Annotated in this window: 12 protein-coding genes; 5 read left to right on the forward strand and 7 right to left on the reverse strand. The window is 70.6% G+C overall.

Going from position 1 to position 13,076, the window contains the following annotated elements; all coding sequences use genetic code 11:
- The first annotated feature begins 162 nt into the window (after positions 1–162).
- The 3 genes from KXR53_RS14740 to KXR53_RS14750 all read left to right on the forward strand — a co-directional run bounded on the left by KXR53_RS14740 (position 163) and on the right by KXR53_RS14750 (position 3,060).
- Complete coding sequence (locus KXR53_RS14740; protein WP_437375935.1) at positions 163–1,293, forward strand: ribonucleotide-diphosphate reductase subunit beta; 1,131 nt, start codon at positions 163–165, stop codon at positions 1,291–1,293.
- Positions 1,294–1,385: 92 nt separating this feature from the next.
- The gene (locus tag KXR53_RS14745; protein ID WP_437375936.1) at positions 1,386–2,588 is read left to right on the forward strand and encodes an NAD(P)/FAD-dependent oxidoreductase; all 1,203 of its coding nucleotides are present in this window, start codon (positions 1,386–1,388) and stop codon (positions 2,586–2,588) included.
- Between the two features lie 121 nt (positions 2,589–2,709).
- The gene (locus tag KXR53_RS14750; RefSeq protein ID WP_437375937.1) at positions 2,710–3,060 is read left to right on the forward strand and encodes a VOC family protein; all 351 of its coding nucleotides are present in this window, start codon (positions 2,710–2,712) and stop codon (positions 3,058–3,060) included.
- Here KXR53_RS14750 and KXR53_RS14755 read toward each other — a convergent pair.
- A complete protein-coding gene (locus KXR53_RS14755; protein ID WP_437375938.1) occupies positions 3,057–4,010 on the reverse strand; it encodes a sugar-binding transcriptional regulator in 954 nt (317 codons plus the stop codon). The two genes, KXR53_RS14750 and KXR53_RS14755, sit on opposite strands and share 4 nt — an antisense overlap.
- Before the next feature lie 238 nt (positions 4,011–4,248).
- Here KXR53_RS14755 and KXR53_RS14760 point away from each other — a divergent pair, with 238 nt between their 5' ends.
- The gene (locus tag KXR53_RS14760; protein WP_437375939.1) at positions 4,249–5,475 is read left to right on the forward strand and encodes a L,D-transpeptidase family protein; all 1,227 of its coding nucleotides are present in this window, start codon (positions 4,249–4,251) and stop codon (positions 5,473–5,475) included.
- Positions 5,476–5,518: 43 nt separating this feature from the next.
- Here the strand turns inward: KXR53_RS14760 and KXR53_RS14765 are convergent, their stop codons facing one another.
- Positions 5,519–7,228 (reverse strand): calcium-binding protein, encoded by a 1,710-nt coding sequence (locus KXR53_RS14765; RefSeq protein ID WP_437375940.1) that lies wholly within the window; start codon positions 7,226–7,228, stop codon positions 5,519–5,521.
- 117 nt (positions 7,229–7,345) lie between these two features.
- A complete protein-coding gene (locus KXR53_RS14770) occupies positions 7,346–8,530 on the reverse strand; it encodes an MFS transporter (protein ID WP_437375941.1) in 1,185 nt (394 codons plus the stop codon).
- 95 nt (positions 8,531–8,625) lie between these two features.
- Between KXR53_RS14770 and KXR53_RS14775 the strand changes: the two genes are divergently transcribed.
- On the forward strand, positions 8,626–9,642 hold the full coding sequence (locus KXR53_RS14775) for a GlxA family transcriptional regulator (protein ID WP_437375942.1): 1,017 nt from the start codon (positions 8,626–8,628) through the stop codon (positions 9,640–9,642).
- Between the two features lie 12 nt (positions 9,643–9,654).
- Here KXR53_RS14775 and KXR53_RS14780 read toward each other — a convergent pair whose 3' ends face one another.
- The 4 genes from KXR53_RS14780 to KXR53_RS14795 form a co-directional block, all read right to left on the reverse strand.
- Complete coding sequence (locus tag KXR53_RS14780; RefSeq protein ID WP_437375943.1) at positions 9,655–9,960, reverse strand: hypothetical protein; 306 nt, start codon at positions 9,958–9,960, stop codon at positions 9,655–9,657.
- A 93-nt stretch (positions 9,961–10,053) separates the two neighbouring features.
- Positions 10,054–10,212, reverse strand: a complete 159-nt coding sequence (locus KXR53_RS14785) for a hypothetical protein (protein WP_437375944.1) — start codon at positions 10,210–10,212, stop codon at positions 10,054–10,056.
- Positions 10,213–10,254: 42 nt separating this feature from the next.
- Positions 10,255–11,007 carry a GNAT family N-acetyltransferase gene (locus KXR53_RS14790; protein ID WP_437375945.1) on the reverse strand — a complete coding sequence of 251 codons (753 nt, stop codon included), beginning with the start codon at positions 11,005–11,007 and terminating at the stop codon, positions 10,255–10,257.
- Positions 11,008–11,078: 71 nt separating this feature from the next.
- Positions 11,079–13,073 carry a CHASE2 domain-containing protein gene (locus KXR53_RS14795; RefSeq protein ID WP_437375947.1) on the reverse strand — a complete coding sequence of 665 codons (1,995 nt, stop codon included), beginning with the start codon at positions 13,071–13,073 and terminating at the stop codon, positions 11,079–11,081.
- Between the last annotated feature and the right edge of the window lie 3 nt (positions 13,074–13,076).

Raw genomic sequence — 13,076 nt, forward strand, 5'->3', positions numbered from 1 at the left:
GGTTCCGGCGGTTCTGCCGGGCCGAACTCCCGCGGACGCTACCCTTAGCGTGTGGCCTTGCTGCAAGCGGCAACATCTTGTAGGTTTTCCAACCCTGCGTCGCTGGCCGAGACCACGATGCCGGCATCCCATCATCGCCGTGTGCCCAGGAAAACCACGCCCATGACCATGCTCGACTGGTCCGACACCACCCCCGCCGCCGCGCCGGTCCGGTCGCCGCGGGCCGATGCGCCCGCCGCCGACGCCACCGGCCTCGGCGCCATCGACCGCGCCGGGGGCCGGGTCAGCATCGACGACAAGGCGATGATCAACTGCCGCGCCGACGTGAACCAGCTGCTGCCGATGAAGTACCGCTGGGCGTGGGAGAAGTACCTGGCCGGCTGCAACAACCACTGGATGCCGACCGAGGTCTCGATGCAGGCCGACATCGCGCTATGGAAGTCGCGCGACGGGCTGACCGAGGACGAGCGCCGGGCGGTGAAGCGCAATCTCGGCTTCTTCGCCGCCTCGGAATCGCTGGTCGCCAACAACATCGTGCTGGCGATCTACCGTCACCTGACCAACCCCGAATGCCGCCAATATCTGCTGCGCCAGGCCTTCGAGGAGGCGGTGCACACCCACACCTTCCAGTACGTGGTCGACAGCCTGGGCCTGGACGAGGGCGAGCTGTTCAACATGTACCGCGAGGTGCCGTCGATCACCGACAAGGCGGCCTGGGCGCTGGACTACACCCGCAACCTGTCCGACCCGTCCTTCCGCACCGGCACGCCGGCGGCGGACCAGGCCTTCCTGCGCGACCTGGTGGCCTTCTACGTCGTGTTCGAGGGCATGTGGTTCTACACCGGCTTCGCCCAGATCCTGTCGCTCGGCCGGCGCAACAAGATGGTCGGCATCGCCGAGCAGTACCAGTACATCCTGCGCGACGAGTCGATCCATCTGAACTTCGGCATCGACGTCATCAACCAGATCAAGATCGAGAACCCGCATCTCTGGACCGGCGAGTTCCAGCAGGAGCTGCGGCGGATGCTGGCCGAGGCCTGTGAGCTCGAGGTCGCCTATGGCCGGGACACCATGCCGCGCGGCTTCCTCGGCCTGAACGCGGCGCTGTGCGAGCAGTACATGCACTTCATCGCCAACCGCCGCTGCGCCCAGCTCGGCCTGGCCCCGGTCTTCGCCGAGGCCGAGAACCCGTTCCCCTGGATGTCCGAGGCGATGGACCTGAAGAAGGAGAAGAACTTCTTCGAGACCCGGGTGATCGAGTACCAGAACGGCGGCGCGCTGAGCTGGGATTGATTTCTCGGGGCGAGACCCGCCGAAGTGGTGTGTTGCCGCCGGCCTGAGCTGGCCATAGCCTGCAGGGCTGGAACAGCGGGCGGGGCAGGGGGATGCAGCGCATCTTGATCCTGGGCGCGGGGTTCGCCGGGCTGTGGGCCGCGGTCGGTGCGGCGCGGGCGCTCGATGCCCTGAGCATCGGGCCCGACCGGGTCGAGGTGACGCTGGTCAACCGCGACGCCTGGCACTGCATCCGCGTCCGCAATTACGAGGCCGATCTCGATGCGATCCGCGTGCCCCTGGCCTCGGTGCTCGACCCGATCGGCGTCCGCCGGGTCGAGGGCGAGGTGACCGGCATCGATCTCGGGCAGCGCAATGTCCGATGCATGATCTCGGGGGAGGGGGCGACGCTGCCCTATGATCGTCTGGTCTTTGCGCTCGGCAGCCGCCTCGTCCGGCCGGCGATTCCGGGGCTCGCGGAGAACGGCTTCGATGTCGACACCTTCGCCGGCGCCAGCCGCCTCGTCGACCATCTCGCCGGGCTCGCGGACCGACCGGCGGCGGCGGGTCGCGACACCGTCCTCGTCGTCGGCGCCGGCCTGACCGGCATTGAGGTCGCGACCGAGATGGTGGACCGGCTGCGCGCGCTCCCCGGCCGGGTGATCCTGGCCGACCACGCGCCGCAGGTGGGCTCCGATATGGGCGACAGCGCCCGGCCGGTGATCGAGACCGCCCTGGCTGCGCTTGGGGTCGAGACCCGGACAGGAGTGTCGGTCGCGGCGGTGGATGCCGAGGGGGCGACACTGTCGACCGGCGAGGTGATCCCCGCCGCGACCGTGATCTGGTGCGCCGGCATGCGGGCCAGCCCGCTGACCGCGCTGTTCCCTGTGGAGCGCGACCGGCTGGGCCGGCTGCCGGTCGATCCGACCATGAAGATTCTCGGCCTCGAGGCCGAATTCGCCGTCGGCGATTCGGCGCGGGCCATGGTCGACGACAGCCATGCCTCGGTGATGTCCTGCCAGCACGGTCGGCCGATGGGCCGCTTCGGCGGCTACAACGCGGTCGCCGACCTGCTCGGCCAGCCGCTGCTGCCGATGCGGATCGACTGGTACACCACCATCCTCGATCTCGGTTCCTGGGGGGCCGTCTACACCGAGGGGTGGGACCGGCAGGTGGTGACGCAGGGGGCGGCGGCGAAGCAGACCAAGCGGCTGATCAACTGCCAGCGTATCTACCCGCCGCTGTCGGGCGGCCGGCGCGCCATTCTCGATGCGGCCGCCCCGGTCATCCAGGCTCCGCCGCAGCGGTTCCGCTGACGGTCAGGCGCGATCCACCAGCGCCGCATCGATGATGGCCGCCATCCCGCTGGTCGGGGCGGAACGTCGGCCTCGCCGGATCAGTTGCACAGGCATCCGCCATCCAACGCTGGAGAGACCGATGCTGACCGGCCTTCATGCCGTGATCTACACCCGCGACGCCGAGGCGGACCGTGCCTTCTTCCGGGACGTGCTCGGCCTGCCGTCGGTCGATGCCGGCGACGGCTGGCTGATCTTCGCGGCGCCGCCCGCCGAGATCGCCTGCCATCCGGCCGACGCCAACGACCGGCACGAGGTCTTCCTGATGTGCGACGACCTGATGGCCGAGATTTCCCGGCTGGGCGCGAAAGGCGCCGGCTGCGAGCCGGTCAGCGACGAGGGCTGGGGCCTTCTGTCGGCCATCCATCTGCCCGGCGGCGGTCGGCTCGGCCTCTACGAACCGCGCCATCCGGTTCCGCCGCGGGCGGGCTAGCCGAGCTTCACCAGGGCCGAGGCCGCGGTCTCGTCGGTGATCAGGCCCTGCAGCAGGCCGCGCCGCAGCACCGCGCGGATCGCCGGCACCTTGACGGAGCCGCCGGCGATGGCGACAGCGGGCCGCTTGGCGACGGAGTCGAGTGACAGGCCGACCACCCGGTCGCGCAGCGGCGAGGCCAGGACCTGGCCCTCGGCGTCGAGGAAGTTGCCCAGCACCTCGCCGATAGCGCCGGCCTGCCGCAGCGCCTCGTATTCGCCGCGGGTGATCACCTTGTCGTGCAGCACCGGCGCGCTGTCGTCGAGCTGGCCGATGCCGATCAGGATCGCGTCGGCCCGCGCCGCCAGCGCCATGATCTCGCGGAACGGCTTCTGCTCCTCCAGCACCCGCCGGTCGTCGGCGCTCTCGGCGATCAGCGGCGCCGGCATCAGGAAGCGCTGGGCGCCGAGCCGGTCGCCCAGCCGCATCACCACGTCGAACGGGTTGTAGGAGGAATCGCGGGCGATGTTGCCGGTGACCGACACCACCCGGTGCTGCGGCCGCGGCGACGACGCCATCTCCTCCACCGCCGCGCGCACGCTGCGGCCGTTGCCGACGCCGATCACCAGCGGCTTGTCGGTGTCGACCAGCCGCTCGATCCAGGTGGCGCCGGCGATGGCCAGCGCCGGCAGGTTGGCCTCGGCCGGCGCCACCGGGTCGGCCGGCACCACCTCGCAGAAGCGCAGGCCCCAGCGGCGGGCGATGCGCTCGCCCAGCTCCATGCAGGCGGCGATCGGATGGTCGATGCGGACCTTGACCATGCCCTCCTGCGCGGCGAAGGCCAGCAGGCGCTGCGCCGCCATGCGCGAGACGTTGAGCCGGCGTGCGATCTCGTCCTGGGTCAGGCCCGAGACATAGGACAGCCATGCCGCCCGTGCCGCCTGATCGCGCTTCCTCTCCGCCTGATCCATCCCCGGCATCCGCCACGCTCCGCGCCGTCCGAACGGCCTTTCCCAACATCTCCCCCGATCGGGCGTCCGGCGCAACGGTGGCGTGCAGCGATTGCGGATCGCCGGCGCCGGAGTCGCGGCGATGATGCCTGCTCCGGCTCGTCTCGAAAGGCTTGACCGCGGCGCGGCGGAACGGTCCATTCCGGCCGGAAGGAAGCATGGCCCGAATCAAGAAGCGGGCAGGCGAGTGAAGGGGCAGATGATGATTCGTTGGGCCTTGGTCCTGGCGCTGGCGTTGGCGCCGCATGTCGCCACGGCCGCCACCCACCCGACGCCGGTGCCGCCGGAGGACAAGGTCCACGCCCAGCTGCGTGAGGCGCTGGAACGAGCGGAAGCGGAGCTGGCCTCGGCGCCCTCCGCCATCCCCGTCGGCTCCGCCCTCAAGCCCAGCGCGGTCGATCCACGCGTGCCGCTGCTGCGCCAGCGGCTCGACGCCTTCGGCATCGAGACGCCCGAGCCGACCCTGCCGACGACGGTTGCGGCCGTGGCGGCGACGACGGCCGTCGATGCCACAGAGCCGCAGGCGACCCCGGCCACCGCGGTGGCGACGACGCCGGAGGATCTGGTCGGCCCGGTGGCGCCGGCCACCCTGGTCTATGACGAGGCGCTGGCCCGGCGGGTGAAGCTGTTCCAGTCGCGCTGGGGCCTGCGCGACGACGGCGTGATCGGCCGCCGCACGCTGCGGGCGCTGAACTTCACCCCGGCGGACGAGGCCAGGGCGCTGCGCCAGACGCTGGCCCGCTACCAGGCGCCGCCGGCGCGCGGCAAGTCGATCACAGTCAACGTCCCGACCGCCGAGATCATCGCCTTCGAGAACGGGGTCGAGGTGCTGCGCACCCGCGCCGTGGTCGGCTCGCCTCTGACCCAGACGCCGCTGATCCAGTCCAACATGTTTGCGGTCAAGTACAACCCGGACTGGACCGTGCCGCCGGGCCTGACCAAGAAGTACAAGGCGCAGATGGCGGCCGGCCAGTACGACGAGATGCGCAAGCACGGCGTGGTGGTGAAGACGCCGGAGGGCCAGACCTTCGACCCGGCCCAGGTGCCGCCGGAGCTGGTCGGCACCATGGGCTGGAAATTCTGGCAGCCGCCGGGCGACGACAACGCCCTTGGCCTCCTGAAGTTCGAGCTCGACAACGACCAGGCGATCTACCTGCACGACACCAACAACCGGAAGCTGTTCGCCACCGACAACCGGGCGGTGTCGAATGGCTGCATCCGGGTCGAGAACTATCTCGGCCTCGCCGCCTGGGTGCTGGGCACCGACATCGCCTCGGTGGATGCCGCGATCGCCACCGGCAAGACCCATTTCGCCCGGGTGCCGAGCCGGATTCCGGTTCGCATGACCTATTACATGGCCTATCCGGACCCGACCGGCGGCATCCGCTACGGCGAGGATGTCTACAGCATGGCCGAGGGCGGGTAGGGGAGGCGCCGCAGTCCCGCGGACTGCCTCCCCCGCCCGGCCGCTACAGATAGAAATCCGTCGCCAGCAGGGTCGCGGTGCCTTCGACGCGGATCGCGAAATCGGCGGCCGCGTCGCCGTTCACGTCTCCCTCGACCAGCAGCGCGTCGCCGGAGACTGCGACCCGGAGCTCCCCCGCCTGTCCCGTGAACGGGTCGCCGCCGATGAAGGCGAACGGCGTGTTGCCGTTCGACGCGTCGCCGTCGGCGTCGATCGGCCTGAGGTCGATCTTGTCGCCGTCGAGGCTGTTGAAATCGACGATGGTGTCCTGGCCGGCAGGGGCCACCGTGCTGTCGCCCACCGCCTCGAAGGTGAACAGGTCGGCGCCGGCTCCGCCGGACAGGATGTCGGCTCCGGCCCGTCCCGTGAGCTGGTCGTTGCCTCCGGCGCCTGAGAGAGCATTGACCCCGGCATCACCCCGCAGCATGTCGCCCATGGCGGAGCCGGTCAGGTTCTCGATGCTCGCCAGGACATCGCCCTGAGCGTCGCCGAACCGGATCTGGCCGGTGCCGAGATCGACCGTCACCCCGAGGAGCGACTCCAGATAGCTGGCCGTGTCGCTGCCATCCCCGCCGATCAGCCTGTCGGCGCCGGCGCCGCCCTCGAGCACGTCGTCGCCGCCTTCCCCCTTGAGGGTGTCGGCACCCGCCGCGCCCGCCAGCGCATCGTCGCCGAGCCCGCCCCACAGGCCGTTGGCGCCGGTATCGCCGGTCAGCGCGTCGTCGTGATTGCTGCCGACCAGGTTCTCGAATCCCGACAGCTCGTCGCCCTCCGCCGCTCCGCCATGGCCGACCCCCAGCCCGGCATGCACCTGGACGCCGCCGGAACTGTCGGTATAGATCGCGGTGTCGATCCCATCGCCGCCCTCCAGCTGATCGGCGCCCTCGCGCCCGGTCAGAAAATCATTGCCGGCGCCGCCGCGCAGCCAGTCGTCGATCGCGCTGCCCGTGATCTTGTCGTCGAAGGCCGATCCGATCGCGCCGTCGAGGCCGATCAGCGTGTCGCCGTCGGCGTCGCCGCCGGCCGCCGTGCCGTTGCGGAGGTTGACAACGACCGCGGTGGCGTTGTCGGCGTAGGAGACGGTGGCGGCGAAACGCTCCCGCGGGGGATCGGGCAGCAAGGAGCCCTCGATTGCCAGCCGATCGGCGCCGGCGCCGCCGATCAGGATGCTTTGCGCGAGGCGGGTGACATGGAGACTGTCGTCGCCGGCGCCGCCGATCAACGTGCCTCGCCCGCCGATCTCGTCGTTGCCGTTCCCGCCATCGGCGGTGCCTCCGAACACGCTCAACCGATCATTGCCGTCTCCGCCCTGCAGGTCGGTCCCGCTACCGCCGCCCAAGGAATCGTCGAAACCCGACCCGATGACGGTTTCGATGCTCGACTCCGGGGCAGGCGACCACGACGCACCTGTCGCGAGACCAGCGAAGCTGAGCGTGTCGTCGCCCAGGCCGCCGTAATACAGGTCATTGTTGAAGAGGCTGCCGGGACTGCCGAGCAGCAGGTCGTCGCCGTTGCCGCCATAGAGCACGTCGAAGCCGGCGCCGCCCGTGAGCGTGTCATTGCCGCCGCCGCCATAGACATAGTCATCCCCGCCGGCACCATCGATGGTGTCGTCACCCTCGGTCGCCAGCGGGATGTCGTTGTAGCCGGGCGCCGGCCCGTACTGCGGCGGGTGGATGAAATCGCGGCCTTCTGTCCCAATAATGTTGGCCATGGATCTCTCCTAAATGAATATGAAATATTGCCTAAAATACCGCGGTTCGCCCATTCGCCAACGCCGAGTTTCTGAAAGACTATTTCGTCTGGTTGTAATAATCATCCGTATTGTGATTCATGATCTATCCCGTCGCCAGCACAGGACTGCCAGTGCCACGCCGGCGAGGGTGACGATAGCGCCGGCCGGGTAGAGCGCGGCGGGGCCGGCGCCGCTGTCGATCACCCGGCCGCCCAGCCAGGCCGCGGCGGCCGCGGCGACCTGGAAGCCCGAGGCGTTCAGCGCGATGCCCAGGGCGGGAGCGGCGCCGGCGGTGGCCAGGACGCGGGTCTGCATTCCCGGGATGACGGCGAAGGCCAGGGCACCGATCGCGAACACCAGGATCGCGGTCGGGACCTGGAGACGGCCCACGAGACCGCCCAGCGCCAGCGCCGCCGCCAGGGCCGCCAGCAGCCCGATCAGCGACGGCATCAGCGCGCGGTCCGACAGCCAGCCGCCCGCCAGGTTCCCCAGCGTCGCGCCGACGCCATAGGTCAGCAGCAGCGCCGGTACGGAGGCGGCCTGGAAGCCGGCGACCTCGGTCAGCAGCGGCGCCAGATAGGTGAAGACCATCAGCACGCCGGCATTGCCGGCCGCGGTCAGGGCCAGGGCCAGCTGCAGGTCGCGGCGCCGCAGCACGCGCAGCTCCGCCGCCGCCGATCCGGTCGTGGCGGCGCTGCGGACGGGCACGAGCCGAACCATCAGCGCCAGAGCCAGGGCCGTCAGCGCGGCGATGGCCAGGAAGGTCGCGCGCCAACCGAACAGCTGGCCGATCGCGGTGCCAATGGGCGCGCCCAGGATCATGGCGAGGTTGAAACCCAGCGCCACCTTGGCCACGGCCGAGGCTTGCCGGCCGGGCGGCGCCAGCGATGCGGCGACGACCACCGCCATGGCGAAGAAGGTGGCGACGACGAGGCCGCTGACCGCCCGCGCGGCCAGCAGCACGGCGTAGCCCGGCGCCGCCGCCGCGGCCAGGTTGCCGGTGACGAAGACGGCCAGCAGCCCGGCCGCCAGCGGCTTGCGCGGCAGCCGGACGGTCAGCAGCGTCAGCACCGGCCCGCCGACCACCATGCCCAGCGCATAGGCCGTCACCAGATGGCCGGCCGCGGAGATCGGCACCGACAGGTCGGCCGCCACCTCCGGCAGGATGCCGGCGATGACGAATTCGGCGGTGGTCAGCGCGAAGGCGCACAGCGTCAGCGTCAGGATCGACAGCAGCGCGGGCGGCTCGCGCCGCGCGGTCCGGTCGGCGGCGATATCCATGTCGGTCTCGGGTCTGGACGTGTCGGCCCGACCCTAGCCGGGGCGGCGGTTGTCAGATATGACAGAGGCCCCTCCTTTTCTGCCAAGGTGCCGCCATGCAGACACGCCTCACCATCGCCTTCGTCCTGTTCGACCGGGCTCTCGGGTTGAACGTCACTGGCCCGGCCGAGGTGTTCGGCATGGCCGACCATCTCCTCGGCGGCGGCCGCTACGACCTGCAGGTGCTGTCCGAGGCTGGCGGGCTGGTCCGCACCACCTCCGGCCTCGCCGTCGACACCCGGCCGCTCGGCGCGCTCGACCTGTCGCGGCTGGACACGCTGATCGTGGTCGGCGGGGAAGGGGCCGCGGACTTCTCCGTCGAGGCGCCGCTGATCGGCTGGATCCGGCGGGCGGCGGGGATGGCGCGGCGCGTCTGCAGCGTCTGCAACGGCGCCTTCCTGCTGGCCGCGGCCGGGTTGCTCGACGGCCGACGGGCGGTGACCCATTGGTGCGAGGTGCCGGCGCTGCGGGCCCGCTACCCGCAGGTGAAGGTCGAGCTCGACCCGATCTATCTGCGCGACGGGCCGGTCTGGACCTCGGCCGGGATGTCGGCGGGGATCGACCTCGCCCTCGCGCTGGTCGAGGACGACCACGGCCGCCGCGTCAGCCTCGCCGTGGCCAAGGATCTGGTGGTGTTCCTGCGCCGCTCCGGCGGCCAGGCGCAATTCAGCGGCGCGCTCGCGGCGCAGACCCGGCTCGGCGCGGCGCCGCCGCGGCTGGCGGAGCTGCCGGCCTGGATCATGGACAACCTCGCCGCCGACCTCTCGGTCGAGGCCCTGGCGCGTTTGGTCGGCATGGCCCCGCGCAGCTTCGCCCGCGCCTTCGCCCGCTGGCACGGCGGCACCCCGGCCCGGCTGGTGCAGGAGCTGCGCCTCGAGGCGGCGTGCCGGCATCTCGAGGAGGGCGCGATGCCGGTCAAGCGCATCGCCGCCCTCTGCGGCTTCGGCGATGAGGAGCGCATGCGCCGCGCCTTCCTGCGCCGCCTCGGTGTGCCGCCGGCCGCCTATCGCGAGCGGTTCGGGAGGCAACCGTGGTCGAGGAAGGGGCTCCGGGACGTCCGCGTGGCCCCTTGACTAAGTTGGGAGCTAGGCGCGCTTGCCTCGCAGATGGTCGAGTATGACGACCAGATAGAACACGATAACCCCGCTGATATCGAAAAGAAAACCTACAAAGGCCCATCCTATAATGCTTCTGCTTTCTCCTTTTGCCAGATATCCGCATATAATGGCGAAGATGATATTGAAAAATACTAAGACATTTTCAATTAAGTTCTGATCCAGTACGTATTGGTGTATTTCTTCGATCTGCTGTTCCGACGTCCAGTCCGCCAATACGGTGGTGCAATAGAAGGCGAGGGCTGACGCAAGAGCAATGAATCGCAGAATGCTCATCAGAAAACTCCAGGAACCTGCGGACGGTCGTCGCCGCAGGAATGATTTGAACGATCGCAGAAACTCTCGTCTTGTGTCGAGCCGCTGGCGGTCTCATGAGGGTGACCGTCGGCGCTGGCCGTCGAGGTCGAGCACCGCCGGCGCCGCCATGATGACGGGCAGGTAGAAGTCTAAATCGCTCCTCTCGGCCCGCGGGCAGACGGCGTCGTACAGCGCAGCGAGATCGGTGTCGGAATAGTGCAGGTCGACCATGCCGCCGAGTATGCCGACCGGAGCGGATCGGAACAATCCGGGCTAGGACGCGCCCCGCCCCAGAGCGAACACGAACAGCGTCCCGATCCGCTCGTAACCCACGTGGGGATAGAGCAGCGCCCCCGCGTGGCTTGCGGTCAGCACCGAGCAGGCGGAGCCGCGGGCCCGGTCGTCCCGCAGCATCCTCGCCAGCAGCGCCCGGCCGATGCCGCGGCGCCGGTGCGCGGGATCGACATACATGTCCGCACACCACGTCGCGCCCGCGGCATCCACGCTGCGCACGCGGCCGACGATGCTTCCTCCGTCGAGCGCCACATACTGGCGGAACGGGGCGTCGTCGCCGAGCAGATGGTCCGCGATCGGCCGGGTCCGGGTGATCTTCCCCAGCTGCGACGCCAGCCCGGGGGAGGACACGCGCTCGATCGCGACGGGAGACGGCGGCGCCGGAATCCGGTCCAGCCGCTGCACGAAGAAGCCTTCCGTTCCGAGCAGCCGATAGCCCAGGGCCTTGTAGGCGGCTCGGGTCGGCTCGTCCGGCTCGCCGTCAGTGACCAGGGCGCAGACGAAGAAGCGCCCGCGCGCGTGCTGTCGCGCTGTCGCATCCACCTCAGCGGGGGCGACGTCATGCGCGATCCACTCCTCCTTGCGATAGTCGCGGGGGTTCCGGCGCGGCGCATCGCGCATCAGCCACAGCGGCCCGACGCGGCTGACCTCGTAGGGAAAGGTGTGGCTCTTGCCGGCGGCGTGCCCGCGCACGAACACCTCGATCGCGAACTCGATCCCCGGCCTCTCCATCGCGGCAGCCTACCGTCGCCCGCGGGCCGGAGACAACCTGTCCGCGGGCTGCGCCGGGGGCGGGCCTGGCCCTATTTCTCCGCCGCGATCGTTTCGCCCGCCCATTCTTCGGGCGGCGGCTGGCGCTCGTGCTCGGCGATGCGCAGGGCGTAGAGATCGTACACCGCGGACAATGCCGGCTCGATCTCCAGACATCGCCGGAAGCCCTCTCGTGCCTCGTCCCAGCGGCGGGCGCGATAGGCGGCGAGCGCGGCGGCATGGTGGGTCGCCAGCGCCCGATAGGTGCCGTCCTCCACGCTGCGATGGGCCAGCAGGGTGAAGACCGTCACCGGCTCCGTCCGGCCCTTGACCACCAGGCGGTCGAGCTCGACCAGCGCGGCCCGGCCGTCCAGCGCCCGCGCCGTTTCCGGCCCGATCACGGTGGCGACGCCGTAGCGCTTGCACGCACCCTCCAGCCGCGAGGCGAGATTGACGCTGTCGCCGAGCGCCGAATAGTCGAAGCGCCGGGCCGAGCCCATGTTCCCGACCACGCAGGCGCCGGTGTTGATGCCGATGCCGATCGCGATCGGGCTGGTCATGCCTTCGCGCTGCAACTCCTGGTTCAGCGCCGCCGTTTCCGCGAGCATCCGGCGGGCGGCCTCGACCGCGTGGGCGGCGTGGTCCGGGTCGTCCAGCGGCGCGTTCCAGAACGCCATCACGCAGTCGCCGATGAACTTGTCGATGGTGCCGCCGGTCGCCAGCACGGCCTCGGACAGCGGCGTCAGGATCCGGTTCAACAGCCGGGTCAGGCCCTGCGGGTCCTGCTGCATCCGTTCCGCCAGGGTGGTGAAGCCGCGGACATCGCAGAACAGCACGGTCAGGACCCGGGTCTCGCCGCCGAGCTGCAGCTGGCCGGGATCCTGCGCCAGGCGTGAGACCAGGGAGGGGGCGAGATAGTGCTCGAAGGCACGGGTGACGCGGCGGCGCTGCGCCTGCTCCCGGGCGAAGCCGTAGCTGCCCTGGATGATGATGGCGGCGGTCGTCCCCAGCGCCGGCAGCACCGGCGGCAGCCAGATCCGGCCGAAGCGCAGCAGGGCATAGCTGCCGGCGGCGATGGCGATCGTCAGCAGCGCCAGGGTGGCCAGCGCCGGCACCGGGCCGAGGCGGCGGGTGCCGAAGCAGGCGACCAGCAACAGCACGGCCAGCACCGCCGGCGGCAGCCAGCGCGGCGCCGGCGCGATCCACAACCCGTGCACCAGGTTGTCCAGGATGGTGGCCTGCACCTCGGCCCCGGCGGTCAGGCGCCCGGTCTTCACCGTGGTCGGCGTGGCGAAGGCATCGACGCCGCCGCTGGTGACGGTCGGCGCGGTCTGCAGGCTGAAGCCGACGATCGCGGCCTTCCCGGACAGCAGGCCGGGCGGCAGCATCGTCTGCGGCTCCAGCGCCTGGTAGTAGGACACGGTCGGATAGCTGCGCGGCGGCCCGAAATATTGCAGCAGGGCACCGGGCGGCGGCACGGCATCGCGTCCGGCCAGGCGCGCCAGAACCGCGGCGAAGGGATCGGGCACGTTCGGCAGGCGCCGCAGCACGCCGTCGGGGTCCAGGTCGACCGAGGCGACGCCCGAACGGGCGCCACCGGCCAGAAGCTGCGCCAGCGGCTCGGTCCGGATTCGCTGCTCGAACCGGTGGTCGGCGATCGCGGTGATGTCGGCGGCCAGCACCGAGTCGCCCGCCAGGGCCGCGGCCAGGGCCGCATCCTCCGCCGGCTGCGACGGCTCGGCGAAGACGATGTCGAAGCCGATCGGCCTGGCGCCGGCGCCGCGCAGGGCCTGAACCAGCCTGGCATGGGTGCCGCGCGGCCAGGGCCATTGCCGGCCGATCTCGGCGAAGGACGGCTCGTCGATCGCCACGATCACGGCGCTGTGCTCGGGCGGCCGCGGCGGGTCATAGGTGGAGAACAGGTCGAAGGCGCGGTTCTCCACCACCTGCCAGTCGTTCGACGCGCCGAGCGGCAGCAGCACCGCGAACAGCAGCGCCGCCAGCAGCAGCGGCGGCCACAGGCTCCCCTCGATGCCACGCCGCGCCATCGC

This window comes from Inquilinus limosus, from assembly GCF_051487185.1.
Classification (GTDB): Bacteria; Pseudomonadota; Alphaproteobacteria; order DSM-16000; family Inquilinaceae; genus Inquilinus; species Inquilinus limosus_F.

What these genes read in the sequence shown, in the direction of transcription:
- KXR53_RS14740 (WP_437375935.1), top strand. Translation starts at nt 163, where the DNA reads ATGACCATGCTCGACTGGTCCGACACCACCCCCGCCGCCGCGCCGGTC.
- KXR53_RS14790 (WP_437375945.1), bottom strand. Translation starts at nt 11,007, where the DNA reads ATGGAGAGGCCGGGGATCGAGTTCGCGATCGAGGTGTTCGTGCGCGGG.
- KXR53_RS14770 (WP_437375941.1), bottom strand. Translation starts at nt 8,530, where the DNA reads ATGGATATCGCCGCCGACCGGACCGCGCGGCGCGAGCCGCCCGCGCTG.
- KXR53_RS14760 (WP_437375939.1), top strand. Translation starts at nt 4,249, where the DNA reads ATGATGATTCGTTGGGCCTTGGTCCTGGCGCTGGCGTTGGCGCCGCAT.
- KXR53_RS14765 (WP_437375940.1), bottom strand. Translation starts at nt 7,228, where the DNA reads ATGGCCAACATTATTGGGACAGAAGGCCGCGATTTCATCCACCCGCCG.
- KXR53_RS14755 (WP_437375938.1), bottom strand. Translation starts at nt 4,010, where the DNA reads ATGGATCAGGCGGAGAGGAAGCGCGATCAGGCGGCACGGGCGGCATGG.
- KXR53_RS14785 (WP_437375944.1), bottom strand. Translation starts at nt 10,212, where the DNA reads ATGGTCGACCTGCACTATTCCGACACCGATCTCGCTGCGCTGTACGAC.
- KXR53_RS14750 (WP_437375937.1), top strand. Translation starts at nt 2,710, where the DNA reads ATGCTGACCGGCCTTCATGCCGTGATCTACACCCGCGACGCCGAGGCG.
- KXR53_RS14745 (WP_437375936.1), top strand. Translation starts at nt 1,386, where the DNA reads ATGCAGCGCATCTTGATCCTGGGCGCGGGGTTCGCCGGGCTGTGGGCC.
- KXR53_RS14780 (WP_437375943.1), bottom strand. Translation starts at nt 9,960, where the DNA reads ATGAGCATTCTGCGATTCATTGCTCTTGCGTCAGCCCTCGCCTTCTAT.
- KXR53_RS14795 (WP_437375947.1), bottom strand. Translation starts at nt 13,073, where the DNA reads ATGGCGCGGCGTGGCATCGAGGGGAGCCTGTGGCCGCCGCTGCTGCTG.
- KXR53_RS14775 (WP_437375942.1), top strand. Translation starts at nt 8,626, where the DNA reads ATGCAGACACGCCTCACCATCGCCTTCGTCCTGTTCGACCGGGCTCTC.